20 protein-coding genes and 7 tRNA genes are annotated in these 25,798 nt (G+C 42.3%); 25 read left to right on the top strand and 2 right to left on the bottom strand.

The annotated features are described in order from the left end of the window. The first annotated feature begins 30 nt into the window (after positions 1-30). From eno to rpoS, 9 genes are all read left to right on the top strand, one after another. Complete coding sequence (gene eno, locus CXF80_RS08475; RefSeq protein ID WP_101032460.1) at positions 31-1,332, top strand: phosphopyruvate hydratase; 1,302 nt, start codon at positions 31-33, stop codon at positions 1,330-1,332. Between the two features lie 101 nt (positions 1,333-1,433). Continuing rightward, complete coding sequence (gene ftsB, locus CXF80_RS08470) at positions 1,434-1,736, top strand: cell division protein FtsB (RefSeq protein WP_101032459.1); 303 nt, start codon at positions 1,434-1,436, stop codon at positions 1,734-1,736. 62 nt (positions 1,737-1,798) lie between these two features. Next, a complete protein-coding gene (gene ispD / locus CXF80_RS08465) occupies positions 1,799-2,497 on the top strand; it encodes a 2-C-methyl-D-erythritol 4-phosphate cytidylyltransferase (protein WP_101032458.1) in 699 nt (232 codons plus the stop codon). Positions 2,498-2,560: 63 nt separating this feature from the next. Continuing rightward, positions 2,561-3,040, top strand: coding sequence for a 2-C-methyl-D-erythritol 2,4-cyclodiphosphate synthase (gene ispF / locus CXF80_RS08460; protein WP_101032457.1), 480 nt, complete (start codon positions 2,561-2,563; stop codon positions 3,038-3,040). 27 nt (positions 3,041-3,067) lie between these two features. Further along, the gene (gene truD / locus CXF80_RS08455) at positions 3,068-4,141 is read left to right on the top strand and encodes a tRNA pseudouridine(13) synthase TruD (protein ID WP_101032456.1); all 1,074 of its coding nucleotides are present in this window, start codon (positions 3,068-3,070) and stop codon (positions 4,139-4,141) included. A gap of 3 nt (positions 4,142-4,144) precedes the next feature. Continuing rightward, entirely contained in the window at positions 4,145-4,894 is a 750-nt protein-coding gene (gene surE / locus CXF80_RS08450; protein ID WP_101032455.1) for a 5'/3'-nucleotidase SurE, read from the top strand. Then, on the top strand, positions 4,891-5,526 hold the full coding sequence (locus CXF80_RS08445; protein ID WP_101034721.1) for a protein-L-isoaspartate(D-aspartate) O-methyltransferase: 636 nt from the start codon (positions 4,891-4,893) through the stop codon (positions 5,524-5,526). Before surE ends, CXF80_RS08445 begins: the two co-directional genes overlap by 4 nt. A 244-nt stretch (positions 5,527-5,770) precedes the next feature. Then, complete coding sequence (locus CXF80_RS08440; protein WP_372491483.1) at positions 5,771-6,703, top strand: peptidoglycan DD-metalloendopeptidase family protein; 933 nt, start codon at positions 5,771-5,773, stop codon at positions 6,701-6,703. 78 nt (positions 6,704-6,781) lie between these two features. Next, the gene (gene rpoS, locus CXF80_RS08435; protein WP_101032453.1) at positions 6,782-7,753 is read left to right on the top strand and encodes an RNA polymerase sigma factor RpoS; all 972 of its coding nucleotides are present in this window, start codon (positions 6,782-6,784) and stop codon (positions 7,751-7,753) included. A gap of 417 nt (positions 7,754-8,170) precedes the next feature. On the opposite strand, the gene mutS is transcribed toward rpoS, so the two are convergent. After that, positions 8,171-10,753 carry a DNA mismatch repair protein MutS gene (gene mutS, locus CXF80_RS08430; protein ID WP_101032452.1) on the bottom strand — a complete coding sequence of 861 codons (2,583 nt, stop codon included), beginning with the start codon at positions 10,751-10,753 and terminating at the stop codon, positions 8,171-8,173. A 288-nt stretch (positions 10,754-11,041) separates the two neighbouring features. Between mutS and recA the strand changes: the two genes are divergently transcribed. From recA to CXF80_RS08360, 15 genes are all read left to right on the top strand, one after another. After that, positions 11,042-12,106 carry a recombinase RecA gene (gene recA, locus CXF80_RS08425; RefSeq protein WP_101032451.1) on the top strand — a complete coding sequence of 355 codons (1,065 nt, stop codon included), beginning with the start codon at positions 11,042-11,044 and terminating at the stop codon, positions 12,104-12,106. A gap of 640 nt (positions 12,107-12,746) precedes the next feature. Then, positions 12,747-15,371, top strand: a complete 2,625-nt coding sequence (gene alaS, locus CXF80_RS08420) for an alanine--tRNA ligase (protein ID WP_101032450.1) — start codon at positions 12,747-12,749, stop codon at positions 15,369-15,371. Positions 15,372-15,820: 449 nt separating this feature from the next. Then, positions 15,821-16,018, top strand: a complete 198-nt coding sequence (gene csrA / locus CXF80_RS08415) for a carbon storage regulator CsrA (RefSeq protein WP_076496509.1) — start codon at positions 15,821-15,823, stop codon at positions 16,016-16,018. Between the two features lie 513 nt (positions 16,019-16,531). Continuing rightward, positions 16,532-16,623 (top strand) — tRNA-Ser (locus tag CXF80_RS08410). 22 nt (positions 16,624-16,645) lie between these two features. Continuing rightward, positions 16,646-16,722 (top strand) — tRNA-Arg (locus tag CXF80_RS08405). Between the two features lie 27 nt (positions 16,723-16,749). Further along, positions 16,750-16,826 (top strand) — tRNA-Arg (locus CXF80_RS08400). 27 nt (positions 16,827-16,853) lie between these two features. Beyond that, positions 16,854-16,930 (top strand) — tRNA-Arg (locus CXF80_RS08395). A 27-nt stretch (positions 16,931-16,957) separates the two neighbouring features. Further along, positions 16,958-17,034 (top strand) — tRNA-Arg (locus tag CXF80_RS08390). 8 nt (positions 17,035-17,042) lie between these two features. After that, positions 17,043-17,134, top strand: a tRNA-Ser gene (locus CXF80_RS08385). 74 nt (positions 17,135-17,208) lie between these two features. Then, a tRNA-Arg gene (locus tag CXF80_RS08380) sits at positions 17,209-17,285 on the top strand. Positions 17,286-17,883: 598 nt separating this feature from the next. Next, entirely contained in the window at positions 17,884-18,132 is a 249-nt protein-coding gene (locus tag CXF80_RS08375; RefSeq protein WP_101032449.1) for an OadG family transporter subunit, read from the top strand. Positions 18,133-18,145: 13 nt separating this feature from the next. Next, the gene (oadA, locus tag CXF80_RS08370; protein ID WP_101032448.1) at positions 18,146-19,924 is read left to right on the top strand and encodes a sodium-extruding oxaloacetate decarboxylase subunit alpha; all 1,779 of its coding nucleotides are present in this window, start codon (positions 18,146-18,148) and stop codon (positions 19,922-19,924) included. A 9-nt stretch (positions 19,925-19,933) separates the two neighbouring features. Further along, a complete protein-coding gene (locus tag CXF80_RS08365) occupies positions 19,934-21,064 on the top strand; it encodes a sodium ion-translocating decarboxylase subunit beta (RefSeq protein WP_101032447.1) in 1,131 nt (376 codons plus the stop codon). A gap of 26 nt (positions 21,065-21,090) precedes the next feature. After that, the gene (locus CXF80_RS20090) at positions 21,091-21,507 is read left to right on the top strand and encodes a hypothetical protein (protein WP_157822200.1); all 417 of its coding nucleotides are present in this window, start codon (positions 21,091-21,093) and stop codon (positions 21,505-21,507) included. A 448-nt stretch (positions 21,508-21,955) separates the two neighbouring features. Continuing rightward, positions 21,956-23,119: an alginate export family protein gene (locus CXF80_RS08360; RefSeq protein WP_232772202.1), complete on the top strand. Its 1,164-nt coding sequence runs from the start codon at positions 21,956-21,958 to the stop codon at positions 23,117-23,119. A 95-nt stretch (positions 23,120-23,214) separates the two neighbouring features. Here the strand turns inward: CXF80_RS08360 and CXF80_RS08355 are convergent, their stop codons facing one another. Further along, positions 23,215-24,468: a dicarboxylate/amino acid:cation symporter gene (locus CXF80_RS08355; RefSeq protein WP_101032445.1), complete on the bottom strand. Its 1,254-nt coding sequence runs from the start codon at positions 24,466-24,468 to the stop codon at positions 23,215-23,217. Between the two features lie 868 nt (positions 24,469-25,336). On the opposite strand from CXF80_RS08355, the gene CXF80_RS08350 reads away from it, so the two are divergent. After that, the gene (locus CXF80_RS08350; RefSeq protein ID WP_101032444.1) at positions 25,337-25,765 is read left to right on the top strand and encodes a YqaA family protein; all 429 of its coding nucleotides are present in this window, start codon (positions 25,337-25,339) and stop codon (positions 25,763-25,765) included. The last annotated feature ends 33 nt before the right edge of the window (positions 25,766-25,798 follow it).

The following is a 25,798-nucleotide window of genomic DNA, read 5'->3' as shown; positions in this document are numbered from 1 at the left end:
TAATTTACTTACACAAAGTACGAGGGAATTATGGCTAACATCATTAAAGTGATTGGTCGCGAGATTATGGATTCGCGTGGTAACCCAACGGTTGAAGCAGAAGTGCATTTAGAAGGTGGTTTTGTGGGTATGGCTGCGGCACCATCTGGCGCCTCTACCGGTAGTCGCGAAGCATTAGAGCTTCGTGATGGCGACAAAACACGTTACTTAGGTAAAGGTGTACTTAAGGCCGTTGCTGCTGTAAATGGCCCAATTGCTGCAGCGCTTAAAGGTAAAGATGCATTGGCTCAAGCTGAACTTGACCAAATCATGATTGACTTAGATGGCACAGAAAACAAAGCAAAATTTGGCGCTAACGCGATTCTTGCTGTGTCTCTTGCGGCTGCTAAAGCGGCTGCGGCAGCTAAACACGTACCTTTATATGCTCACATTGCTGATTTAAACGGTACACCTGGTGTTTACTCTATGCCACTTCCAATGATGAATATCATCAATGGTGGCGAGCACGCAGATAATAGCGTTGATATTCAAGAGTTCATGATCCAACCCGTTGGTGCTAAGACTTTCCGTGAAGGCTTACGTATGGGCGCAGAAGTATTCCACAGCTTAGCTAAAGTGCTTAAAGCTGACGGTCACTCAACGGCTGTGGGTGATGAAGGTGGTTTTGCGCCTAACCTAGCCTCTAACGAAGCGGCACTTGCTGCAATCAAAGTTGCTGTTGCAAACGCTGGTTACGAGTTAGGTAAAGACATCACGTTAGCGATGGATTGTGCTGCATCTGAGTTTTACGACAAAGAAGCAAATATTTACGATCTTAAAGGTGAAGGCAAAAAATTCACTTCTGAAGAATTTAACTTCTTCTTACAAGATCTTACTACACGCTACCCAATTGTTTCTATCGAAGATGGTCTTGACGAATCTGACTGGGATGGTTTCGCTCACCAAACTAAACTAATGGGCGATAAAATCCAATTAGTGGGTGACGATCTATTCGTAACAAATACAAAAATTCTTAAGCGTGGTATCGACAATGGTATCGCTAACTCTATCCTAATTAAATTCAACCAAATCGGTACATTAACTGAAACCTTGGCTGCCATTAAAATGGCTAAAGATGCAGGCTTTACTGTTGTAATCTCTCACCGTAGTGGCGAGACAGAAGATTCAACGATTGCTGATTTAGCTGTTGGTACCGCGGCAGGCCAAATTAAAACAGGGTCACTAAGCCGTAGTGACCGTGTTGCGAAATACAACCAATTGCTACGTATCGAAGAAGCCCTAGGTTCAAAAGCACCTTACAACGGTCTTAAAGAAGTGAAAGGCCAAGCATAATTTTTTTTGCTTTAACTGAAAAAGGCCACCACTGGGTGGCCTTTTGTGTTGTACTATAACGGACATGTTTTCTAGGGGTTACTTCGACATAACTTAATATTATGAAACGATTACTATTTTTACTGATTTGTTTATTGTCACTTTTACAGTACCGACTTTGGCAGGGCGATAACAATTTTTCAGAATATGTCGTGCTGCAAACCCAAATAGCGGCCCAAGAACAAAGTAATGATAAGCTAGTCGCTCGAAATCAAATCCTCAAAGAAGAGATTATCGATTTAAAACGTGGCACCGAAGCGATTGAAGAACGTGCCCGCAATGAGTTGGGTATGGTTAAAGAAGGCGAAACGTTTTATCGGGTAGTAGGCAGTGAACTACGTGAGCTAAACCAATTTAATCGTTAATACTGTGTAACACCGCAGGCAAAACTCTTAATCATATTACTTTCAATTTTGGTACTGCTAATATGCTAAACAATCCTCGTTCTATTATTGCTATTGTTCCTGCCGCGGGTGTTGGTAGTCGCATGGGGGCTGATAAACCTAAGCAATATTTAATGCTTGGGCAACAAAGCATCCTCGCACATACATTAGATGCATTATTGGCTCATTCTGAAATAGACTTGGTGGTGGTAGCTCTACACCCAGAAGATAAGTATTTCAGTAAGTTACCACAATCTCAACATCCTAAGTTAACCCAAGTCATTGGTGGTGGAGAACGCGCTGATTCTGTTTTAGCGGCATTAGATTATGCACAGACTCTTAATCCTAATGCGTGGGCTCTGGTTCATGATGCCGCAAGACCTTGTGTAAGCCACGAAGATATTACCCAATTGATTGAGTCTGTACACATTCATCCTCAAGGCGCCATTCTTGCTGCGCCAGTTCGTGACACCATGAAGCGAAGTGACGCCAGTGGTCATATTGTTAGTACTGTCGATCGCGCGTTGCTATGGCATGCATTAACCCCACAGTTTTTTCCCGTATCAACTTTACGCAGCCATTTATCGGCCGCACTAGCGGCCCAGGTCTCTATTACCGATGAAGCCAGTGCAATGGAATGGGCGGGAGTCATGCCGGGTCTGGTTCAAGGCCGAATGGATAACATTAAAGTGACTCATCCAGATGATTTACAGTTGGCGGCCTTGTTTATGTCACAAAAATAAATTGAACAGTTATAAACAACACTTGTTAATATCGCCTCATAACAAGTTAATATAAGGTTTTAAATGAATATTCGTATTGGTCATGGTTTTGATGTGCATAAGTTTGGCGGTGATAACCCACTCATTTTAGGTGGTGTGACGGTTCCTTATGACAGTGGGCTCATCGCCCATTCTGACGGTGATGTGGTATTGCATGCTATTAGCGACGCGATATTAGGCGCGATGGCGTTAGGGGATATAGGTCAACATTTTCCTGATACGGATGCCGACTTTGCGGGTGCCGATAGTCGTGTGTTATTAAAACACTGTTATCAACTTGCACTGCAAAAGCAATTTATATTAGGTAATTTAGATGTCACCATTATTGCTCAAGCACCTAAGATGGCGCCACATATTGAGGCTATACGTCAGTGCCTTAGTGCCGATTTACAAACGGATATCGATAACATTAATGTTAAAGCGACGACGACCGAGAAACTCGGTTTTACTGGACGTAAAGAAGGCATTGCTGTTGAAGCTGTTGTGTTGATGACGAGTCGATAACCTACAAAATATAGAGAATTCTGGCACATGAAAGAATTACATTACCTTTTTGGTAAACCAATAAGCCAAGCTGATTTACGTACCTATAATAGCGATTTTATTGTTAAAGAAATTTTGCCTTTTACGCCAACAGGCGAAGGCGAGCATCATATGCTCCATGTGCGTAAAAACGGCATGAATACGGTCTATGTTGCTGAAATATTGGCTAAGTTCGCTAAAGTTCATCCGAAAGAAGTGACCTTCGCTGGCCAGAAAGATAAAAATGCTATTACCGAACAATGGTTTGGGGTACGTATTCCGGGTAAAGAAACCCCTGAGTGGACAGAGCTTAATAATGAGAAATTAACGATTTTGTCGAGCAGCCGCCACAGTAAAAAACTGCGTATAGGCGCCTTGATCGGAAATCGGTTTGTGCTGACATTACGCAATATAACCGATATTGCCGATGTTGAAACACGTTTACAACAGATTGCTAAGTTAGGTGTCCCCAATTACTTTGGCGAGCAACGTTTTGGCCACGACGGCAAAAACCTCATTTTGGGTCGACAAATGCTCAGCGGTGGTCGCAACGTAAAAGATCGTCATAAACGCAGCATGTATTTATCAGCAGTACGTTCCAATGTGTTTAATCAAGTGGTGTCATTTCGTTTAGCCCATCATCATACTGACACATTAGCAGGCGATTGCGTGATGTTAGCTGGCAGTAAAAGCTATTTTACCGCTGAAACGTGGGATGAGGTTCTCAATAGTCGCTTAGCAGAAAAAGATATTCAACTTTCAGCCCCGTTGTGGGGCAAAGGTCTACCATTAGCTCAAGCCGAAGCATTAGCCGTTGAACTGACACCATTAACCGATTTATCAACTGACTTGCAAGGACTCGAAGACGCGGGCTTATCACAAGAAAGACGACCCTTATTGCTTGAGCCTCAAGGGATAAAATGGCAGTTTGAAGCGAATATACTCACCCTTGAGTTTGTGTTGCCGGCCGGCAGTTATGCCACGTCGATGTTACGTGAACTTGCTGATTATCAAGATATTCAAGAATCACAGCGAAAAGAGATGGTTGCGGATCAACAAGCACAATCCAATGAAGAGTGCTAATGAATGATTAATATTTTAGTCAGTAATGATGATGGTGTGAGTGCGGCCGGTATTATTGCGTTAAGCAACGCACTGAGCGAGTTTGCCCAAGTGTTAACGGTTGCACCTGATCGTAATTGTTCGGGTGCGAGTAACTCATTAACCTTAACTAATCCATTAAGAATCAATAATTTAGATAATGGCTACATTGCTGTTAATGGCACTCCAACTGACTGTGTTCATCTCGCTATTAGGCAGCTGTGCCTTACGGAACCCGACATAGTGGTTTCCGGTATTAATGCCGGTGCGAATATGGGAGATGACACCTTATATTCAGGTACCGTTGCCGCTGCAATGGAAGGGCGTTTTTTAGGTCTGCCAGCCATAGCGGTGTCTCTCGTTGGAAAATCATTAATTCATTACGATACTGCTGCGGTTTATGCGACTAAAATTGTAAAAGGGTTGTTGGCTCATCCTATTAGTCGTGATCAAATGTTAAATGTTAATGTCCCCGATTTACCGATAGCAGAAATTAAAGGGATTAAAGTCACCCGTTTAGGTGCACGGCATAAAGCAGAAGGTATGATAAAAACCCAAGATCCAGCGGGTAAAGATATATACTGGCTTGGGCCTGTTGGAAGTGAACAAGATGCAGGTGAAGGGACCGATTTCGATGCAGTAGCAGCAGGATATGTATCAATAACCCCCCTAACAGTTGATTTGACGGCATACAATCAACTTGATGGATTAGCCGATTGGATAATAAAAATATGACACCGGTAGCTTCAACATCAGCAATAAATTTGGCCAAGAAATTGTCTGATGCAGGGATCCGACATCCTGCCGTATTGCATGCTGTAGCAATAACACCACGGGAATTGTTCCTTGATGGTGCATTAGCTCATAAGGCGTATGAAAATACTGCATTACCAATCGGGCAGGGACAGACAATTTCACAACCTTACATTGTGGCTCGAATGACTGAGCTTCTGTTACAGCATAACCCTCAAAAAGTGTTAGAGATTGGAACCGGTTCAGGCTATCAGGCTGCTATTTTAGCATCGTTAATTCCAGAGTTATGCACTATTGAACGTATCAAAGCATTACAAATACAAGCTCGTCAAAGACTAAAGCGCCTAGATCTACATAATGTATCATTCAAATATGGCGACGGTTGGCAAGGGTGGCCAAATCGAGGGCCATTTGATGGCATTATGGTGACGGCCGCTGCAGCAAGGGTACCTCAAGCATTGCTTGAACAATTATCTGACCGTGGTGTATTAATTATTCCGGTGGGAGAAGACACCCAACAATTGCTCAAAATTACCCGTGTCGGACAGGCATTCCAATCTGAGATCATTGAGTCAGTTAAATTTGTTCCTTTAATTAATGGCGATTTGGCATAGTTAACCTCAGCTCTTTGTCCTGATATATGCTATTGCATTGCAATAGGCCTTGTTGGCAACACAAATGGCAAGTTTGATATTGCAGACTTGGCGTAAACCTGTTTTTATCGATTTATCCCGTCTCTTATCCCGAGTTGAGCTTATTCAACACGATAAAATGAGGTTTGATACATTAACGATATTTTCGTTTGCAACAAGCTTGTTTTAGCCTAACAATCACGTACCTCTTCTAAAAGGATTTTGTTTGATGAATACCGGTTGGCCACACTTTTTGGTCTTAGCAATTATGCTCACTGGATGCAGCTTTCAAGCTGATCGTCCCGCGCCGGTTGACAGTTTATCGTCAAATAATCATGGTCCTCGTTATCATAAAGGCTCATTAAAAACGAACAAATACAAAGTAAAGAAAGGTGACACGCTTTATTCAATTGCTTGGGGGGCAGGGCGTAATTTTGTGGACGTTGCCCGTTTGAACCATTTATCGTCTCCTTACATTATTTATCCTGGGCAAGTACTTAATTTAGCGGCCACTAATAATCGTCCATCGACAACCGTTCGAGCACCTCAACCTTATGTGACTTCAGTACAAACACAAGCCGTTACCAAACCATATATTTCGAGCTCAAATCGTTCTCAATTAGAAACAATCAAGCCGAAGGATATTCCAAAGCCAAGCCCAGCAGTAGTTTCAGCCAGAACGAAAAAAGTTCTTGATCACAAAGTCAAGCCTGCGTATTCTGTAACAACTACCCAACAAACAATTAACCAAAGTGCAATAGGTTCTGTCGCAAATTTGCCACAGCAAGTTCAGCAATGGCACTGGCCAGTTAGAGGTCGAATAGTTGGATATTTTTCGGCATCAGAACAAGGCAATCAAGGGATAAAGATTGCTGGTAATCGCGGCGATATTATTAAAGCCGCAGCAGATGGGAGAGTCGTGTATGCAGGTAATGCACTGCGCGGGTATGGCAACTTAGTGATTATCAAGCATAATGATGATTTTTTAAGTGCTTATGCGCATGCCGACACGATACTGGTTAAAGAAAAGCAATATGTGAGTGCAGGTCAAACAGTTGCAAAAATGGGCAGTACCGGGACTAATCAAGTTATGCTTCACTTTGAAGTGCGCTTTCATGGTAAGTCTGTCAACCCATTACGATATCTACCTAAACAGTAATTGTTTAGTCACATAATTAACGGAGGATAAGCAATTGCAGTAGATTAAATAACATAAATTAGGTTTGGGAGAGCAATTATGAGCCGCAAAAATAATACTGCTTCAGCAGAATATCTTGTCGATCTAGCTAAACAACCACCAGGAGACACAACCGATCACCGTGATTTGGTACAACAACTCGAGATTGAAGAAAAAGTCCAAGATGACTTACAGAAAAATTTAGATGCTACTCAATTATATTTAGGTGAGATAGGTTTTTCTCCGCTACTGACAGCAGAGGAAGAAGTGTTTTTTTCACGTAAAGCCCTCAAAGGCTGCGAAAAGTCTCGCAACCGCATGATCGAAAGCAACCTTCGCCTTGTCGTTAAAATTTCCAGAAGATATAACAATCGTGGTTTAGCGCTACTCGATCTTATCGAAGAAGGTAACTTAGGTTTAATCAGAGCGGTAGAAAAATTTGACCCTGAACGTGGTTTCCGATTCTCCACTTATGCAACATGGTGGATTAGACAAACCATCGAACGGGCGATAATGAATCAGACTCGCACTATCCGTTTACCCATCCATATTGTTAAAGAATTAAATGTGTACTTACGCACCGCAAGACAACTTGCTCAAAAACTTGACCATGAACCTACCGCAGAAGAGATTGCCGAAAAATTAGATGTATCCACTGGTGATGTCAGTCGCATGTTAAAACTAAATGAAAGAATTACCTCGGTAGACTCGCCATTTAGTGGCGATAATGAGAAAGCATTAATAGATGTCATTGCTGATGATGATTCCGTCGGTCCAGACTATCGCGTACAAAATGAAGATTTATCTAATTCGATTGTAGAGTGGTTAAATGAGCTTAATACTAAACAACGTGAAGTGCTGGCGAGACGTTTTGGTTTACTCGGATATGAACCTTCAACATTAGAAAATGTCGGTGCTGAAATTGGGTTAACCCGTGAGCGAGTGCGCCAAATTCAAGTTGAAGCTCTCAAACGCTTAAAAGATTTACTTGGCGCGCAAGGGCTTTCAGTTGAAGCATTATTCAGAGACTAATGGATATTGAATCGATAATTGTTTAATAAGTACAGCTTAAGGTTTTGTCGGTATTCGGGTTGAGAACCTATATGAGTGGTTAATACTCCATCTCATGTATTTAGGTTTATCTCGTTAATTTATTTGATCTTAATCGATGTAAACGTAAGCTCAATCGTTTGTTAAGATAAAAAGCTTGTTAAACAATTTGCCTCACCCCCCCCGATGTTTTTTGACGCCGCTTCCCCACTTTTAGTCCATTTCAGTCTCTCGTTTTCAGTCTCTCATTATTCCTGCTTATTGTGTCAGCCTATCATTGTTGCTGTGCTACATGGTCGCGAAATGCAGTATTGGAGTGGAAGCCTTGGCCGACTTCCACGGTTTTAATAACCTCAACTCGGGATAAGAGATGGGTAAGCTACCAAACGGCATTATTTGTTAACTTACGTTATTTAAACGCTTTAATTCATATAAATAATCTAATGCTTGTTTAGGGGTTAAATCATCAGGATTAATTTGCGCTAACTTGTCCAACACTGGCGACGGCTCTGGTATTGGAGGTAATAAATTCATGCTCACTTGGGTCGGATTTTGCTGTGATAAACTCATGTCACGGTTTTCAAGTTGATGCAGTTTCTGTTTCGCCGCTTTAATGACTGAGGCCGGTACACCTGCGAGCGCCGCAACTTGCAGACCATAACTTTTACTTGCCGCACCTTCTTGTACCGAATGCATAAAAGCAATGGTGTCGTCGTGTTCTATTGCATCTAAGTGCACATTAATCACTGACGGTAACAGTTCGGGCAGTTGGGTGAGTTCAAAATAATGAGTGGCAAATAATGTCAGAGCACTAAGGTTTTTAGCGAGATATTCTGCAGCAGACCACGCGAGCGCTAACCCATCATAGGTTGAAGTACCACGGCCTATTTCATCCATCAACACCAAACTGTTTGCGGTTGCATTATGCAAAATGTTGGCGGTTTCGGTCATTTCAACCATGAAGGTTGAGCGACCCGATGCCAAATCATCAGAGGCACCAATGCGGGTAAAAATACGGTCAATCTCACCTATTTGAGCAGAATCTGCGGGCACAAAACAGCCAATGTGTGCCATTAATGTAATGAGCGCCACTTGACGCATATAGGTTGATTTACCGCCCATATTAGGACCGGTAACGATTAGCATTTGACGTTGCGGTGTTAACGCGACAGGGTTAGCAATAAACGCCGCTTGGCTGACTCGTTCAACCACGGGGTGGCGACCCGCATCAATATGAATACCAGTTTCGTGAGTCATTTGCGGACATTGGTAATTAAAGGTCTGGGCACGTTCTGCAAAATTACTCAATATATCAAGTTCTGCAGCAGCAGTAGCAAACTGCTGTAACTCTTGTAATTTTGGCAGTAATAAGTCAAACAGCTGTTCCCAAAGTTGTTTTTCAAGTGCGAGTGCTTTTCCCTGACTTGAGAGTACTTTTTCTTCGTATTCTTTCAACTCTGGGGTGATATAACGCTCAGTCCCTTTAAGTGTTTGGCGGCGTTGATAACTTAGTGGCACTTTTTCTGACTGTAAACGGCTCACTTCAATATAGTAACCATGGACGCGGTTATAACCCACTTTTAAGGTATTAATCCCTGTTTGTTGTTTCTCGCGAGCTTCAAGTTCGATTAAATAATCACTTGCCCCTTCACTCAACTTCCGCCATTCGTCTAATTCATTATTGTAGCCAGTACGGATAACGCCACCATCACGAATTAACATGGGCGGATTGTCTACAATAGCGCGTGCTAATAGGTCGTGTTGTTGTGGGAATTCACCTAATAATTGGACTAATGTACTCAATCGAGGTTGCTGGCATACCGCTAAGGTTTGCTGGATCTCAGGCAGAAGTGTTAATGCTTGCTTTAAACGTGAAAAGTCACGTGGTCTGGCGCTGCGTAGTGCCAAACGTGCCATAATACGTTCTATATCACCTAAGCTTTTTAGCTGTTCATGTAGCGTCTGATATAAGTCTCGCTCAATCAATTCGCTGACAGCGTTATGGCGATATTGAATCGTTTGGCGATGTCGTAATGGTTCGTGGATCCAGCGCTGTAACATGCGGCTTCCCATAGGGGTTGCGGTATTATCTAATACCCACGTAAGAGTGTTCTCACGTCCGCCAGACAAGTTTTGCGTTAATTCTAAGTTACGTCGAGTCGCGGCATCTAAAATTATCGATTCCGATTGATTAAAACGTACAATGGCGTTGATATGTGGCAACGCCATTTTTTGAGTATCTTTTACATACTGCATTAAACAACCTGCAGCTTGTAACGCCAATCGAGCATCACTCATCCCAAAACCATGTAAATCTTTGGTGCCAAATTGACTGAGCAGTAAATTCACACAAGTATCGTACTCAAACTCCCATTCTGGACGGCGACGAATGCCTTTCATATTATTGATTAATAACATGTCAGTAAAATCTTCACTGTAAAGTAATTCGGCAGGATTCGTGCGTTGTAATTCAGCTTCTAATGCTTCACGGGTGGGTAACTCTGCAACCACAAAACGACCTGATGAAATATCCAGTGTGGCATATCCAAATCCGTTTTTACCTTGATAAAGTGCCGCCAGTAAATTGTCTTGTTTTTCTTGCAGTAGGGCTTCGTCGGTTAAGGTGCCTGGAGTGACAATACGCACGACTTGGCGTTCTACTGGACCTTTTGATGTTGCAGGGTCACCAATTTGCTCACAAATGGCCACAGACTGACCTATGTTAACTAATTTTGCTAAATAGCCCTCAACGGCATGATAGGGAATACCTGCCATGGGGATAGGATCGCCGCCACTTTTCCCGCGAGCGGTGAGAGAAATGCCCAACATTTCAGAAGCGCGTTTAGCGTCATCGTAAAACAGTTCATAAAAATCACCCATCCGATAAAACAATAACATATCAGCATGAGCAGCTTTTAAGCTCAAATACTGGCGCATCATCGGGGTGTGTTTTTCTAAATCGCTGGTATCAATTACTGTCATTATGAACACTTCACTATTTAATCAATCTTAGGGGGGCGTAATTTTATGGGGCTAATCTTAACAATATTTGTCCCCAGCGTATAAATAGATTCATAATAAAAAGTATATCTGGATAAAATATTGATGTGAAAAGGCAATTATCACAGGTTAAAAAATAAATTGCGCTCAGCACTTGATACTGTATGACTATACAGTATACTGATGAACATACTGAAATGGTTTACATCATTTCACCTAAGTCAAAACAGCATTTTACTAAACGTATTGAATGCCTTAGAGGGTTTTATAATGAAGGTTGATCCAAATAAAGAGAAAGCACTTGCCGCCGTTTTAAGTCAGATTGAAAAGCAATTTGGTAAAGGCTCAATTATGAAGTTGGGCGAAGATCGCACAATGGATGTTGAAACTATCTCTACCGGTTCACTTTCATTGGATGTCGCTCTAGGTGCGGGTGGTTTGCCACTGGGACGTATCGTTGAAGTTTACGGCCCAGAGTCATCAGGCAAAACGACGTTAACTCTGGAAGTGATTGCAGCGGCGCAACGCGAAGGTAAAACCTGTGCGTTTATTGATGCTGAGCATGCACTTGACCCTATTTATGCCAAAAAGCTAGGCGTAGATATTGATAACTTACTTTGTTCACAGCCAGACACCGGTGAGCAAGCATTAGAAATTTGTGATGCGTTAACCCGCTCTGGTGCTGTCGACGTTATTGTGGTCGATTCTGTTGCAGCGTTAACGCCAAAAGCTGAAATTGAAGGTGAAATTGGTGATTCGCATATGGGCCTAGCCGCTCGTATGATGAGCCAAGCAATGCGAAAACTTGCTGGTAACCTCAAGCAATCAAATACTTTGCTTATTTTCATTAACCAAATTCGGATGAAAATTGGTGTTATGTTCGGTAGTCCAGAAACGACTACAGGTGGTAACGCACTTAAGTTCTACGCTTCAGTTCGTTTAGATATTCGTCGTATAGGTGCAATTAAAGAGGGCGACGAAGTCGTGGGTAATGAAACCCGCGTTAAAGTGGTTAAAAACAAAATTGCCGCCCCATTTAAACAAGCTGAATTTCAAATTCTTTATGGACAAGGTATTAATCGTACCGGTGAGTTAGTTGACTTAGGCGTTGCTCATAAGCTGGTTGATAAAGCGGGTTCTTGGTACAGTTACAAAGGCGAAAAAATTGGTCAAGGCCGTTCTAATGCGGGTAAGTTTCTAACTGAAAACCCAGCCATTGCCAGTGAAATTAATACCACTCTTCGTGCTATGTTATTGAACGGTGGTGCTAATGCATCAGGCTCAAAAACAGAAAATGATGAGAATGTCGATCTTGAAACTGGCGAGGTGTTCTAAGCCAGTCAGTAAAATATATCGCGGTAGCGCATTTTGCGCGCCGCGAATATTCCCGCCATGAAATATCCTGTAAGTACATACGCACTTAATGATGACCCTAATGATGAGTCAGTATAATGACCCTAACAATAGTGATTAGCTGTTAACGATCCTATCACTTCAATATGTTTTTTATCATTGAGTACATGAGTACAGCATAAGTGTTAATGGTATTAATACTCATACCCCGTAGTTATTCACTGTTTTAACATCAACGTCCAACAAAGCCACCTCAAGAACCCATTTTTATATCTGCAACTTACGCGAAGCAACACACGACTCGTTAAAGCTGCCAGCCTCTTATTGATTACTTTTTACTACTAGTTTGTTTTCATGAACAAATCACTTTCTGTTAAGACCCGTTAATATTTATTGCACTCAATCTAATAGCCCTATTTATAACGCCTAATTGCAATAGTAATGCCTAGGGTCAGTGGATTTTAATATTTGCTTGTTATTGGCTACTCTTATGGATTTCAACTAAGAGGGTAATCAAACCACTCATCTCGCATGTTGACGTAAATTCAGTATATAATGCCAACATTTACTGGCTTGCATGCCAAGCTCGTTACTTTTGTATTTTCTCTATTCAGGACCATTTATGTTTCAGACTACAGCAGAGTTAAGAAGTGCATTTTTAAAGTACTTTGAAGATAACGGACATCAGGTTGTTGATAGCAGCTCGCTCGTTCCCACCAATGACCCAACACTGTTATTTACCAATGCGGGCATGAACCAATTTAAAGATGTGTTCCTCGGTATGGATAAGCGTAATTACAGCCGCGCAACAACATCTCAGCGTTGTGTTCGTGCGGGCGGTAAGCATAATGATCTTGATAATGTGGGTTATACCGCTCGTCACCATACCTTTTTTGAAATGCTAGGTAACTTCAGTTTTGGCGATTACTTTAAAGAAGATGCGATTCGATTCGCATGGACCTTTTTAACCGAAACACTCAAGCTGCCAAAAGAACGCTTATGTGTCACCATTTATGAAACAGATGACGAAGCCTATGACCTATGGACTCAAAAAATTGGTGTGTCAGCTGAAAACATGATCCGTATTGGCGATAACAAAGGTGCATCGTTTGCGTCAGATAACTTCTGGCAGATGGGTGATACCGGACCTTGTGGCCCTTGTAGCGAGATTTTCTACGATCATGGCGATCATATTTGGGGTGGCCGCCCTGGCACACCTGAAGAAGATGGCGATCGCTTTATTGAAATTTGGAATATTGTATTTATGCAGTATAACCGTCAAGCAGACGGTGAAATGTTGCCACTACCGAAACCTTCAGTCGATACCGGCATGGGTATTGAGCGTATTGCTGCCATTATGCAGGGTGTACATTCAAACTACGAAATCGATATTTTTAAGCAGTTGATTGCCCAAGCCGCTAATATTATTGGTATTACTGATTTAGAAGATAAGTCACTACGCGTCATCGCTGATCATATCCGTTCATGTGCATTTTTAATTGCCGATGGTGTGATGCCATCAAATGAAGGCCGCGGTTACGTATTACGTCGCATTATTCGCCGAGCTGTTCGCCATGGCAATAAGCTTGGTGCGACTGACGCCTTTTTCTATAAATTAGTGCCAACGCTTATCAGCGTAATGGGCGATGCCGCAAATGGGTTAACACAATCTCAAGCCATTGTTGAAAAAGCCTTAAAAGCCGAAGAAGAGCAGTTTGCCCGTACCCTTGAGCGCGGTTTAGTGATTTTAGATGGCGCGCTGAACACCCTCCAAGGTGATACTTTAGATGGCGACACCGTATTTAAGCTGTATGACACCTATGGTTTCCCTATTGATTTAACGGCTGATGTTTGTCGTGAACGCGATATTAATGTTGATGAAGCCGGCTTTGACGTTGCAATGGCGCAGCAAAGAAGCCGTGCGCAAGCCGCAGGTAACTTTGGTGCAGATTATAATAGTCAGCTAATTATTGATGCACAAACTTCTTTCAGTGGTTATACCGAACTCACAGGGCAGCCGAACGTAATTGCTTTATATGTTGACGGTAAAGCGGTTGATACCGTGGTTGCGGGTCAAGATGCCGTTGTCGTATTAGACAACACCCCATTTTATGCTGAGGCAGGTGGGCAGGTGGGTGATAAAGGCCAACTGACAGCCGATGGTGTGGTATTTAACGTTGCTGATACGCATAAGTTTGGTCCGGCTACAGGTCATGAGGGGCAATTAACTCAAGGCCAATTAGTGCTAGGCCAGCAGTTAACCGCGCAAGTGGATAAAAAGTTACGTCATCGTACTCAGTTAAATCATTCCGTGACTCACTTATTGCATGCTGCATTACGCCAAGTGTTAGGTTCTCATGTGTCTCAAAAAGGCTCATTAGTGAACCCTGAACGCCTACGTTTTGACTTTGCTCATTCTGAAGCGCTCAAACCATCAGAGTTGAAAGCTGTAGAAGACTTAGTTAACACCCAAATTCGCCGTAACCATGCACTTTGCACCACTGAAATGGCCATTGATGAAGCTAAAGAAAAAGGCGCAATGGCTTTATTTGGTGAGAAATACGATGATCAGGTACGTGTTGTCACTATGGGCGATTTCTCTATCGAGTTATGTGGCGGTACTCATGTTGGCCGCACGGGCGATATTGGTTTATTTAAAATCACTTCAGAGGGCGGTATTGCTGCAGGTGTGCGTCGTATTGAAGCCGTCACTGGTGTTGCTGCTATGGCTTATATTGCCGAGCAACAAGCCGTGTTAGATGAAACTGCGCAACTACTTAAATCAGACAGTGCATCTGTTGTGGCTAAATTAAAAGCGCAGTTAGATAAAGTCAAACAGTTAGAAAAAGAGTTGTCTCAGTTGAAAGATAAGTTAGCCGCAGCAGCCAGTGCCGATATGGCTGGGGATGCAGTGGAGATAAATGGTGTTAAACTATTAGTTAAACAGCTTAATGGTATTGACCCAGGTTCACTCCGTGGTTTACAAGATGAGCTAAAGCAAAAACTAAAGTCTGCGATTATTGTGCTCGGCACAGCTAAAGACGGTAAAGTGAATTTAATTGCTGGCGTCAGCAATGATTTAACTAAAAAGGTCAAAGCGGGCGAGCTCGTGGCAATGGTTGCACAACAGGTTGGTGGTAAGGGCGGTGGTCGTCCAGATATGGCACAAGCGGGTGGTTCTCAGCCTGAGAATCTAGCCGCAGCATTAGCCCTTGTGGAACCATGGGTAAACGAACGTTTACGTTAATGAAATCTGTAGATTAGCGTTTTTGATAGCAATTGAGACATGAAGTCTAAGATATGCGACTTTATGTCTTGAGTGCTATGAGCAGATTTGGCATAGTGAACTATCTTGCTAGCAGTAAAAGCGTTTAAAAGGATTGTTAGTTAGACAGTACTTATTGTGTGCTCAAATATAGCACTTGGTATTTGTTTTCCCTTCCTATCGTTTTTGTTATTGGTTTGCTGTAATGAATTATTTAACAACTGAGTGGTATAACGTAAATTGGTTTAATTTACGTTAATCTCGTTTTAAAAGACGACCAATCGTCAAATTTTATGATTTCCTAATAGAATATGCTTTATAAACTGACGTATTTTGAAATTGATACTATGATTTTATGTAAAGCAAACCTTATAATGAGCGCATATTACGGATAAAGCGTGTTATGCAGATCGAACTAAAGGAGCAATCGAATGCTAATTTTGACTCGTCGAGTAGGCGAAACATTAATGATCGGTGACGAAGTCACAGTTACTGTGTTAGGTGTTAAAGGTAACCAGGTACGTATAGGTGTTAATGCACCTAAAGAAGTGTCTGTTCATCGTGAAGAGATCTATCAGCGTATTCAATCTGAGAAGTCAGGTACGCCTTCTGAAGATGGAAATTTCTAATTTCGGGCAGTTTTTAATTTCGGGCAGACATATGCTCGATATCATCAAAGTCAGCATTTGCTGACTTTTTTGTTTTTTGCACGGCAAAGAAATTGCCGCTTTAGTTTAAATCAGTCCTGATGAGTTAACCTCAACTTGGAAAAACCGTATATTATCCAGAATTGAGGCTAACTAGCTAAGTGACCCTATCCGGCGATTGTCTGTGTCGCTTAACATGATGTTGAGCGGCAACTGAGTGCCGAGTATATGCCGTGTAGAAGTTACCTTATCGAGATCAACGATGTCTTCAAATATGTCGCTTGCCAAAAAAGGTTAAAACTCTCGTAGAATGAACAGAGACTTAATGAAATTGTTACGGTTAATTAAAACCATTATTCATAAGAAATAACACGGTTTTGATGATTATTTGAGCCTATTATATCCAATGTGATTAAAAACAGTCCAAATGAAGTTAGGTTTCCTAAAAAGGGTTTGACTTATTTTCATCAAACAGTAAGATGTGCGCCAAGAAACGGAGAGGTGGCCGAGTGGCCGAAGGCGCTCCCCTGCTAAGGGAGTATGGGCTTTAAATCCCATCGAGGGTTCGAATCCCTCCCTCTCCGCCATTTCTTACAATAGATATACGATGCGGATGTAGCTCAGCTGGATAGAGTACCTGGCTACGAACCAGGCGGTCGGAGGTTCGACTCCTCCCATCCGCACCATTATCTATTAAAATGTGAACCATGAATGCGGATGTAGCTCAGCTGGATAGAGTACCTGGCTACGAACCAGGCGGTCGGAGGTTCGACTCCTCCCATCCGCACCATTACATAGTAAAGTGTTAATCATGAATGCGCGTGTAGCTCAGCTGGATAGAGTACCTGGCTACGAACCAGGCGGTCGGAGGTTCGACTCCTCCCACGCGCACCATTCATGTTTCACTAAGACCCAATTTATGCGCGTGTAGCTCAGCTGGATAGAGTACCTGGCTACGAACCAGGCGGTCGGAGGTTCGACTCCTCCCACGCGCACCATATATTGCGGAGAGGTGGCCGAGTGGCCGAAGGCGCTCCCCTGCTAAGGGAGTATGGGCTTTAAATCCCATCGAGGGTTCGAATCCCTCCCTCTCCGCCATTCATTAAGTAAAGTGAGTATTGTTAAAGTGCTGACTATAGCAATATTTATGAATGGCATCTTGTACTGATTTTGCGCGTGTAGCTCAGCTGGATAGAGTACCTGGCTACGAACCAGGCGGTCGGAGGTTCGACTCCTCCCACGCGCACCATAATAAAAAAGCCCTGCATTAATGTGGGGCTTTTTTTTTGTTAATTTTAACAGCCTTTTCTCATTTAACCATAACCTCTTTATCAAATTAAAGGTGATATTTACATCTTTATTCACTTGTTATCCATATCATAACTAATCATTTATTTTATCAAGGTGTTAAATCAACAAAGTATAAGTATACTTATGATTGAATTATGGTTTTATCAATTTAAAGGTGTTATTGCTAATTCTATTGCAGATTTAGTATTTTTTTGACTTATTTATTGAATTTTATTTAGTCGACATTATTGAATGTTACTTATTTGGTAAGACCAATTTACAAAAAGATAGCATTTTTGTTATAAATTGTTTATATTTCGTGGCAGAATTTGGGTTTACAGCCTCAGTTTGCTGTTTTTACCATGAAATATAACGTCATTGAATAAGCGTAGAGCTTGAATATTTATGCTTTCCTAAATAGTTTAAGTTTTTTATGTTGTCGTTAAGCGGCTGTTGTCTTGGTGCAAGTTTGTGACTTTGCACCGTGACCGCGCATTGGGGACGGTACATAATAGTCAACGCAATTTTTTGATGTTTAACAGACAAAGTGAGAATACATGACATCGATATCAGAGCAGTTATCCGATGCACTAGGCATCATGGTAATGGGCATGGGCTTAGTGTTTATTTTTTTGAGCATCTTAATCATCGCTATTGGCATTATTGCCAAGCTTTTTCCTGCACCAGAAGCGACAGCGACAGCTACACCAGTGCCAGCAACACCTTGTGCACCGGGACATACCGGCTTAGATCCTAAGCTGATTGCCGCAATTACCTCAGCGATACATCAATACCGCGCAAAATAAATTTGGAGTCATTATGATCAAGCCATTAGCATTAACCGATGTCGCTCTGCGTGACGCACACCAATCATTACTGGCAACCCGTTTACGTATCGACGATATGCTACCCATCGCGCCGCTATTAGACAAAGTGGGTTTTTGGTCACTCGAGTCATGGGGCGGCGCTACATTTGATTCATGCATTCGTTATTTAGGCGAAGATCCATGGGATCGTATTCGCGAATTGAAAAAAGCCATGCCTAATACACCACAGCAAATGCTGCTTCGAGGCCAAAATCTATTAGGTTATCGCCATTATGCCGATGATGTCGTCACTCGTTTTGTCGAACGGGCGCATGCTAATGGCGTAGATGTTTTTCGTATTTTTGATGCCATGAATGATGTACGTAATTTAGAAACGGCAGTTAAAGCAGTTAAAAATGTCGGTGGTCATGCCCAAGGGACTATTTCTTTTACCACAAGTCCTGTTCATACCATTGATACATGGGTTGATATGGCCAAGCGTCTTGAGGATATGGGCGCCGATTCATTATGCATTAAGGATATGGCCGGTTTACTTAAGCCTATGCAAGCCTATGAGCTTATCAGTCGTTTAAAGTCGCAAACCGACTTAATGATATCTATGCATTGTCATGCGACGACTGGCCTCAGTACTGCGACCTATCAGAAAGCGATTGAAGCGGGCGTAGACGTATTGGATACCGCTATTTCATCGATGAGCCAAACCTATGGTCACAGCGCGACAGAAACATTAGTGGCCATGGTTGAGGATACTGACAGAGCAACCGGTTACGATATGGTGCTGCTCGAAGAGATCGCCGCTTACTTTCGTGAGGTGCGTAAAAAATATGTGCGTTTTGAAGGTACGTTAAAAGGGATAGATTCACGAATTTTACGTGCTCAAGTGCCTGGCGGCATGTTAACCAACATGGAAAGTCAGCTTAAAGAGCAGGGCGCAGCAGACAAAATGGATGCGGTGCTGGACGAAATCCCACGGGTGCGCGAGGACTTAGGTTTTCCTCCGTTGGTAACGCCCACATCGCAAATTGTCGGTTCGCAATCGGTCATTAACGTACTAATGGGCGAGCGTTACAAGTCGATGACCAAAGAAACCGAAGGGGTATTGAAAGGCGAATATGGCGCCACGCCAGCACCTGTGAATGCCGAACTTCAAGCTCGAGTACTTAAAGGTGAACAAGCCATTACCTGTCGTCCGGCAGATTTGATCGCGCCTGAATTGGACAAGTTGCGTGCAGAGTTAGCTCAAAAGTCTGCGGAGCAAGGTTTCACCTTAGCAGCAGATGTTGACGATGACGTGATGACTTATGCGCTGTTTAACCAAATTGGTCTACAGTTTCTTAAGAATCGTGGCAACCCCGATGCCTTTGAACCCGTTCCAAGTGCCGATGATCTTCAAGTTAACACCGATAGTGGCCCAGCAACTTATACGGTTAATGTCGAAGGGCAACGTTTTGTGGTGGAAGTGAGTGAAGGTGGTGATATCAGCCATATTGCACCCACCTCAGCCGCGCCTGTTGCTACAACGTCAGCACCAGCGGCCTCAGCCACTACGGGTGAGATTAAGTGCACCATGGCGGCACCGTTATCGGGGAATATTTTTAAAGTGTTAGTCGATAATGGTCATGCAGTCAAAGCCGGTGAAGTGATCATTATCCTTGAAGCGATGAAAATGGAAACTGAAATTCGAGCCCAAGAAGATGGTGTAGTCATTCAGTTAGCGGTTAAGCAGGGTGACAGTGTAACCGTAGGTTCTACATTGTTATCATTAACATAAGAGGTCTAAATGGAAGGATTATTGGCCTTTTGGGGCGAAACGGGTGTCGCCAACTTTAGTGGTGGTCAACTACTGATGATGGCGGTTGGTTGTTTATTGCTATTTTTAGCAATAATTAAAGGTTTTGAACCACTATTATTATTACCCATTGGATTTGGCGCTATATTAGCCAACATCCCAAACGCTGGCTTTACCGATGAAGGTGGTTTGCTGTTCTACGCCTATCATGTAGGGATCGAAACCGGTGTATTCCCATTGCTCATTTTTATGGGGGTAGGTGCATTAACTGACTTTGGGGCATTAATTGCCAACCCTAAAACCTTATTACTTGGTGCTGCGGCACAATTTGGCATTTTTGCGACACTACTGGGTGCCATTGCCTTAAATTGGGTGCCTGGTTTTGAGTTTAGTATGCAAGATGCCGCTGCCATTGCCATTATTGGAGGTGCCGATGGTCCTACAGCGATTTTCTTAGCCTCCAAACTAGCGCCTGAATTGTTAGGTGCCATTGCGGTTGCGGCCTATTCCTACATGGCGCTCGTGCCGTTAATTCAGCCTCCTATCATGAGGCTACTGACCACCAAAGCTGAACGTGAAATCAAAATGGAGCAATTGCGTGAAGTCAGCAAAATGGAAAAAATTATTTTTCCATTGATGGTACTAGGATTAACCATTTTATTTTTACCTGCAGCAACGCCATTAATCGGCATGTTCTGTTTGGGTAATTTAATGCGCGAATCAGGCGTGGTAGACCGTTTATCGAAAACGGCTCAAAATGAGTTAATCAACATTGTGACGATCTTTTTAGGTCTTGCTGTCGGCTCTAAATTATCAGCTGATCAATTTCTGCGTATCGAAACCCTCGGTATTTTAATCCTTGGCGCGGTCGCATTTAGTATTGGTACCGCTTCTGGTGTATTGATGGCTAAATTAATGAGTAAGCTTACTGGGGGGAAAATCAATCCGCTTATTGGTGCTGCAGGTGTTTCTGCTGTGCCAATGGCAGCCCGTGTGGTGAATAAAGTGGGATTGGAGTCTAACAACCAAAACTTCTTGTTAATGCACGCCATGGGCCCTAACGTTGCCGGTGTGTTGGGTAGTGCCGTTGCCGCCGGCGTATTGTTGGCAGTGTTAGGCTAAACGTTATCGATTGAGTTGAAAAGCCAATGCGCCAGCATTGGCTTTTTTGTTTTTATCTCAAAGGTAAAGTAGATACTGCTATTGGATTTATATTGGCGAACTTAACTTTTAATACTGAGCAATCGTGGCGTTATGGTTGTGAAAGAATTGTTTGCCCTAGCATTAGTCTTTATCACATAGGTGTCAAAGATAAACAGCAAAGGCGGTATGTTTTACAAGCTATATTGGTAAGGGGAAATTGCCCAAACGGTTACTTTTTAAATGCTACTCTTAACCTGCAAATAAAAACAACAAACCGACTAGGTTACGAATATGTTAAGAGTGCTATCGGTTCATTAAACGCACTATATCAGTTTAAAAAGTGTTCACTGACTCACCCTGAATATTGGTATTTTAGCTTATTTGTATGTCCATCATATTGGGTATCACAAATCGAAAGATAACATATACTAAAGTCCATTTTTAGCAGAAAGCCTATCCGTATACCTCTTTATAGGTATCTAAGTTACCGTTTTTGTTAACAGTTTTATTACCAAGATAACATCAGCCTAAAATACTAATAGTTCGACAGGCCGTTAATTTTAGCGGTCAAAAGTCGCAAATTTTGAATTAGCGTCAATATCTAGGCAAACAAGCATCTAAAATGCAGGATAAATCACGGAAATGGATTCGTGAAGCCGCTAAAGTTAATGCCAGTTAACTTGATAGTCATATATTTTACGTATATTTAACTTACCGGTAATTTAACTTAACTTAACTCAAAATAACAATTAGGGATGTAAGATGAATAACAAACTGCTTGCTAGTCAAGTTGCAGATAAGGCTTGCCACAATTCTACTGCAGCTAAAAAATGGGCTTTATCAGCATTAACCTGTTCGGTGTTATTGGCCATGGGAAGCGCCAATGCCGCAGACGTCAAAGTTAATTCGGTTGCCGATGCTGTCACTCAAGGTACCGTAAACGCTAATTTAAATTTACGCTATGAATCGGTCGATCAAGAAAATGCATTGAAAGATGCCGATGCATTGACCTTGCGTACCCGCTTAACCTTTGCGACGGCCGAGTATTATGGATTAAGCGCTTTGGTTGAGTTTGAAGACTCTCGCAGTGTGGCTGGGGTAAATGATTACAACGACGCCATTGGCAATAATACTGATTACTCAGTGATTGCAGACCCTGAAACCACTGAATTAGACCAAGCGTTCTTACAATACAAACGCAGTGGCTTTAAAGCCAAAGTGGGTCGCCAAGTGATAGCACTTGATAACATGCGTTTCTTAGGCCATGTCGGCTGGCGTCAAGATCGCCAAACATTCGATGCTGTCACCCTGCAATATGGTATTAATGACTTTAGCATTGATTATGGCTACCTCTACAAACGCAACCGTATTTTTGCTGACATTAAAGACATTGATTCAAAAGATCACATCATCAATGCATCATACAATTTAGGTTTGGGTAAGCTTAGCGCTTATGGCTATTTACTCGAAGAAGATACTAACATTGACAATGGTATTGACACCTATGGTGTTCGCTTTGCTGGTGCCAAAAATCTCGATAAAATTAAACTACTTTATACCCTAGAATATGCCACTCAAGATGCTGACAAGGCAACAACCTCATATTCTGCAGATTATATGCTAGGAGAAATCGGTGTAGGTGTTAGCGGTTTAACCTTTAAAGTAGGTTATGAATTACTCGGTTCTGACAATGGCGAGTACGGTTTTGCGACGCCACTGGCCACTTTGCACGCATTTAATGGTTGGTCAGATCAATTCTTAGCCACACCCAAGCAAGGCTTGGCCGATACTTATGTGTCAGTCGGTGGTAGCTTAGTGGGCGGCAAATGGGCGCTGGTTTATCATGATTTTGAAGCTGACGAGTCAAGTGCCACTGTTAATGATTTAGGTAACGAAGTAGATGCGGTATTTAGTTTACCTATTGATAAACATTATACCGTAGGCGTTAAATACGCCGCTTACTCAGCGGGCGATGCCGGCGCTGGTAAAGTCGATACCGATAAAGTGTGGTTGTGGGCAAACGCTAAATTCTAATCATCAATAAACGATAAGCGTACTATTTTGTAAAAAAGCGAGTATCAATAGATACTCGCTTTTTTATTACTATTTGACGCTATTAGCGCGAAACATCACGAAACGGCTGGTTGTTGCACCGGGGTTTCGTCAGAGTAAAACTGTTCAACATCAAGCTGGCCTTCACTTTTACCTATCACAACCGCGGTCATCATATCGCCAGTGATATTGGTTGCAGTGCGGATCATATCAACAATACGGTCAATGGCTGCGATAAAGGCAATACCTTCAAGTGGTAAACCAATAACGCCTAATGTCACTGTTAACATTACCATCGCGCTACCCGGTACACCCGCGGTTCCGATAGACGCGACCGTTGCGGTGACCGCAATCAACATATAGTCAGTCATATCGAGCGAGATGCCATAAATTTGAGCAATAAAAATGGCCGCAATGGCAGGGTAAATTCCGCCACAACCGTCCATATTCATGGTTGCACCTAATGGCAACACAAAAGCACTGTAACGTTTTGATACTCCCATAGCCTCAGTACAGCGAGTACTTGCTGGCAAGGTTCCAAAACTTGATGCGGTACTAAAGGCGACAATTTGTGCTGGTATGGCTTTGCGGAAAAACTTCAACGGACTAAGACCAGCAGCAAATTTCACTAATCCGCCATAAACAAACACTATGTGTATTAAGGCGGCAATATAAATCGCAAGAATAAACTTACCTAAAGGCAATAACGTGCTTAACCCATACTCGCCCACAACCCATGCCATTAAGCCAAATACACCAATTGGCGTTAGCTTTAACACCATACGTGTTAATTGGAACATCACTTCAGCACCGGCTTCGATGGCATTTTTTAAGGGGGCAGCTTTCTCACCAACAGTATTAATGGCGATACCAACCAAAGCGGCAAAAACGATGATTTGCAATACATTGCCGTCAGCTAAAGAGGCAAATGGATTAACAGGGATCATGTTAAGCAGCACTTGTGCGAAGCCAGGGATATCTCGTTCACGCACTTCAGAAGTGGCTAACGCGAGGTTACCGCCCATGTCCATAAGACTGCCAACCGTTAACCCAATAAATGAAGCTATCGTGCCAGTAAACATAAACATGGCTAAGGTTTTAAAGCTTAAGCGTTTTAAATTACCTTGCGAACCCAGCGACGTAATACTGACCACAATGGCGCAAAATACCAAAGGAGCGACCAGCATTTTAATGGCACTAATGAACAAATCACCAAGCGGTTTTAACATCACGGCTGATTCACCTAAGCCGACGCCTGTGAGCGTTCCCAAAACAAAACCAGCAATGACTTTCTGCCAAAAAGGGATGCGATTGAGCGTTTTCAATATCATGAAAGTTCCAAATTATGTCATTATGACGTCACTAAATCTGACTAGACAACGTCGTTGTGCTTGACTCATTACGTTCACTAATGAGTGATTAATTACTAAAAGCTAAACCTTTCGATGGCGATATGGTGCTGTATTGCTGTCTAGCTTGTTGAAGGCGATGGATGGTGTTTATACTCAACAGTTCGCTAATCAACCTGATAAGGTTAATAAATATTAACTGCATTGTATGAACTGAACGAATGACAAACAACGTTATTTTATTATAACTTAGATGAATAACTAACTTTGTTATTATAACTTATATGAATAATTAACTTTGTTATTATAACTTTAAGTTTTTTTACTAATCATTAACTGATTAAGCTATAACGGGCCAATGTACCTAAATGGCGTGGCACAAAATGAAGCTTTGAGGTAATGGATGTCGTCACCATCTGATGAAAGTCTGTTGATCTTTGAAGATGATTTTTTGTGGTAGTTTGCGGCAATTTTCTACAGGCAGAGTTAATGAGGCAGAGTTGTTGTAGATGAATAAGTGATAACGCAGTAGAAAAAAACCACTGCTGCTAGCAGTATTTGCCTAAACAGGTGAGTTTATGGGTAAACAAGCGTCTTTGTCGCTAATATTTGCGCCACATCATATTCATCCAAAGTGTTAATCATTTTTTTTGCGAACAAATTGTTGCCCCAAAAGAGCAATCGGCCCTAGCTATCATGTTGTTACGCATTTACTCTGAGCAGATTAACGTTAAGATATCGGCTGAGCAAATTCATCGACAAATAGTGATGTTGTCACTTCGTCAGTATGATGAAAACACTATGAATGGGTTCGTTAAATGAATATGAACACTAGTAAAAAGGGTTATCAATGACCAGTTTGTGGTTGATGTTCAGCGGCGCTTTTTTTGCCGCAACCTTATTGCCTGGCGGCTCTGAAGTGTTACTCGTAGGATTATTGAATCAAACACCATCATCATGGCTTGAATTATTGATACTGGCCAGCATAGGGAATACGCTGGGGGCGATAACCAGCTATGGCCTTGGTCGTGCAGGGCGATTAGCCAAAAACCCACAAGATATTCAACGACGTCAATATCGCTATGCACTGGCATGGATTGAAAAATATGGTCTGTGGGCCTTACTATTGTCTTGGTTACCGATAATCGGTGATTTGTTATGTTTACTGGCTGGGTGGCTGAAAATGCCCATTGTGCCTGCTTCATTGTTGATGTTTATCGGTAAGCTATTACGTTACAGCGTCATCGTATTCTTGGTTATGTATATGGTTGAGTATTGATATTTTGTCATTTCTGCAACTGTGGTTATGTTT

Source organism: Shewanella sp. Actino-trap-3, assembly GCF_002836275.1.
In the GTDB taxonomy this organism is placed as follows: domain Bacteria; phylum Pseudomonadota; class Gammaproteobacteria; order Enterobacterales; family Shewanellaceae; genus Shewanella; species Shewanella psychromarinicola.
Note: the sequence above shows the minus strand (reverse complement) of the source record. Positions and strands in the feature narration are given on the sequence as shown.

What these genes read in the sequence shown, in the direction of transcription:
- eno (WP_101032460.1), top strand. Translation starts at nt 31, where the DNA reads ATGGCTAACATCATTAAAGTGATTGGTCGCGAGATTATGGATTCGCGT.
- ftsB (WP_101032459.1), top strand. Translation starts at nt 1,434, where the DNA reads ATGAAACGATTACTATTTTTACTGATTTGTTTATTGTCACTTTTACAG.
- ispD (WP_101032458.1), top strand. Translation starts at nt 1,799, where the DNA reads ATGCTAAACAATCCTCGTTCTATTATTGCTATTGTTCCTGCCGCGGGT.
- ispF (WP_101032457.1), top strand. Translation starts at nt 2,561, where the DNA reads ATGAATATTCGTATTGGTCATGGTTTTGATGTGCATAAGTTTGGCGGT.
- truD (WP_101032456.1), top strand. Translation starts at nt 3,068, where the DNA reads ATGAAAGAATTACATTACCTTTTTGGTAAACCAATAAGCCAAGCTGAT.
- surE (WP_101032455.1), top strand. Translation starts at nt 4,145, where the DNA reads ATGATTAATATTTTAGTCAGTAATGATGATGGTGTGAGTGCGGCCGGT.
- CXF80_RS08445 (WP_101034721.1), top strand. Translation starts at nt 4,891, where the DNA reads ATGACACCGGTAGCTTCAACATCAGCAATAAATTTGGCCAAGAAATTG.
- rpoS (WP_101032453.1), top strand. Translation starts at nt 6,782, where the DNA reads ATGAGCCGCAAAAATAATACTGCTTCAGCAGAATATCTTGTCGATCTA.
- mutS (WP_101032452.1), bottom strand. Translation starts at nt 10,753, where the DNA reads ATGACAGTAATTGATACCAGCGATTTAGAAAAACACACCCCGATGATG.
- recA (WP_101032451.1), top strand. Translation starts at nt 11,042, where the DNA reads ATGAAGGTTGATCCAAATAAAGAGAAAGCACTTGCCGCCGTTTTAAGT.
- alaS (WP_101032450.1), top strand. Translation starts at nt 12,747, where the DNA reads ATGTTTCAGACTACAGCAGAGTTAAGAAGTGCATTTTTAAAGTACTTT.
- csrA (WP_076496509.1), top strand. Translation starts at nt 15,821, where the DNA reads ATGCTAATTTTGACTCGTCGAGTAGGCGAAACATTAATGATCGGTGAC.
- CXF80_RS08375 (WP_101032449.1), top strand. Translation starts at nt 17,884, where the DNA reads ATGACATCGATATCAGAGCAGTTATCCGATGCACTAGGCATCATGGTA.
- oadA (WP_101032448.1), top strand. Translation starts at nt 18,146, where the DNA reads ATGATCAAGCCATTAGCATTAACCGATGTCGCTCTGCGTGACGCACAC.
- CXF80_RS08365 (WP_101032447.1), top strand. Translation starts at nt 19,934, where the DNA reads ATGGAAGGATTATTGGCCTTTTGGGGCGAAACGGGTGTCGCCAACTTT.
- CXF80_RS20090 (WP_157822200.1), top strand. Translation starts at nt 21,091, where the DNA reads ATGCGCCAGCATTGGCTTTTTTGTTTTTATCTCAAAGGTAAAGTAGAT.
- CXF80_RS08360 (WP_232772202.1), top strand. Translation starts at nt 21,956, where the DNA reads ATGGGAAGCGCCAATGCCGCAGACGTCAAAGTTAATTCGGTTGCCGAT.
- CXF80_RS08355 (WP_101032445.1), bottom strand. Translation starts at nt 24,468, where the DNA reads ATGATATTGAAAACGCTCAATCGCATCCCTTTTTGGCAGAAAGTCATT.
- CXF80_RS08350 (WP_101032444.1), top strand. Translation starts at nt 25,337, where the DNA reads ATGACCAGTTTGTGGTTGATGTTCAGCGGCGCTTTTTTTGCCGCAACC.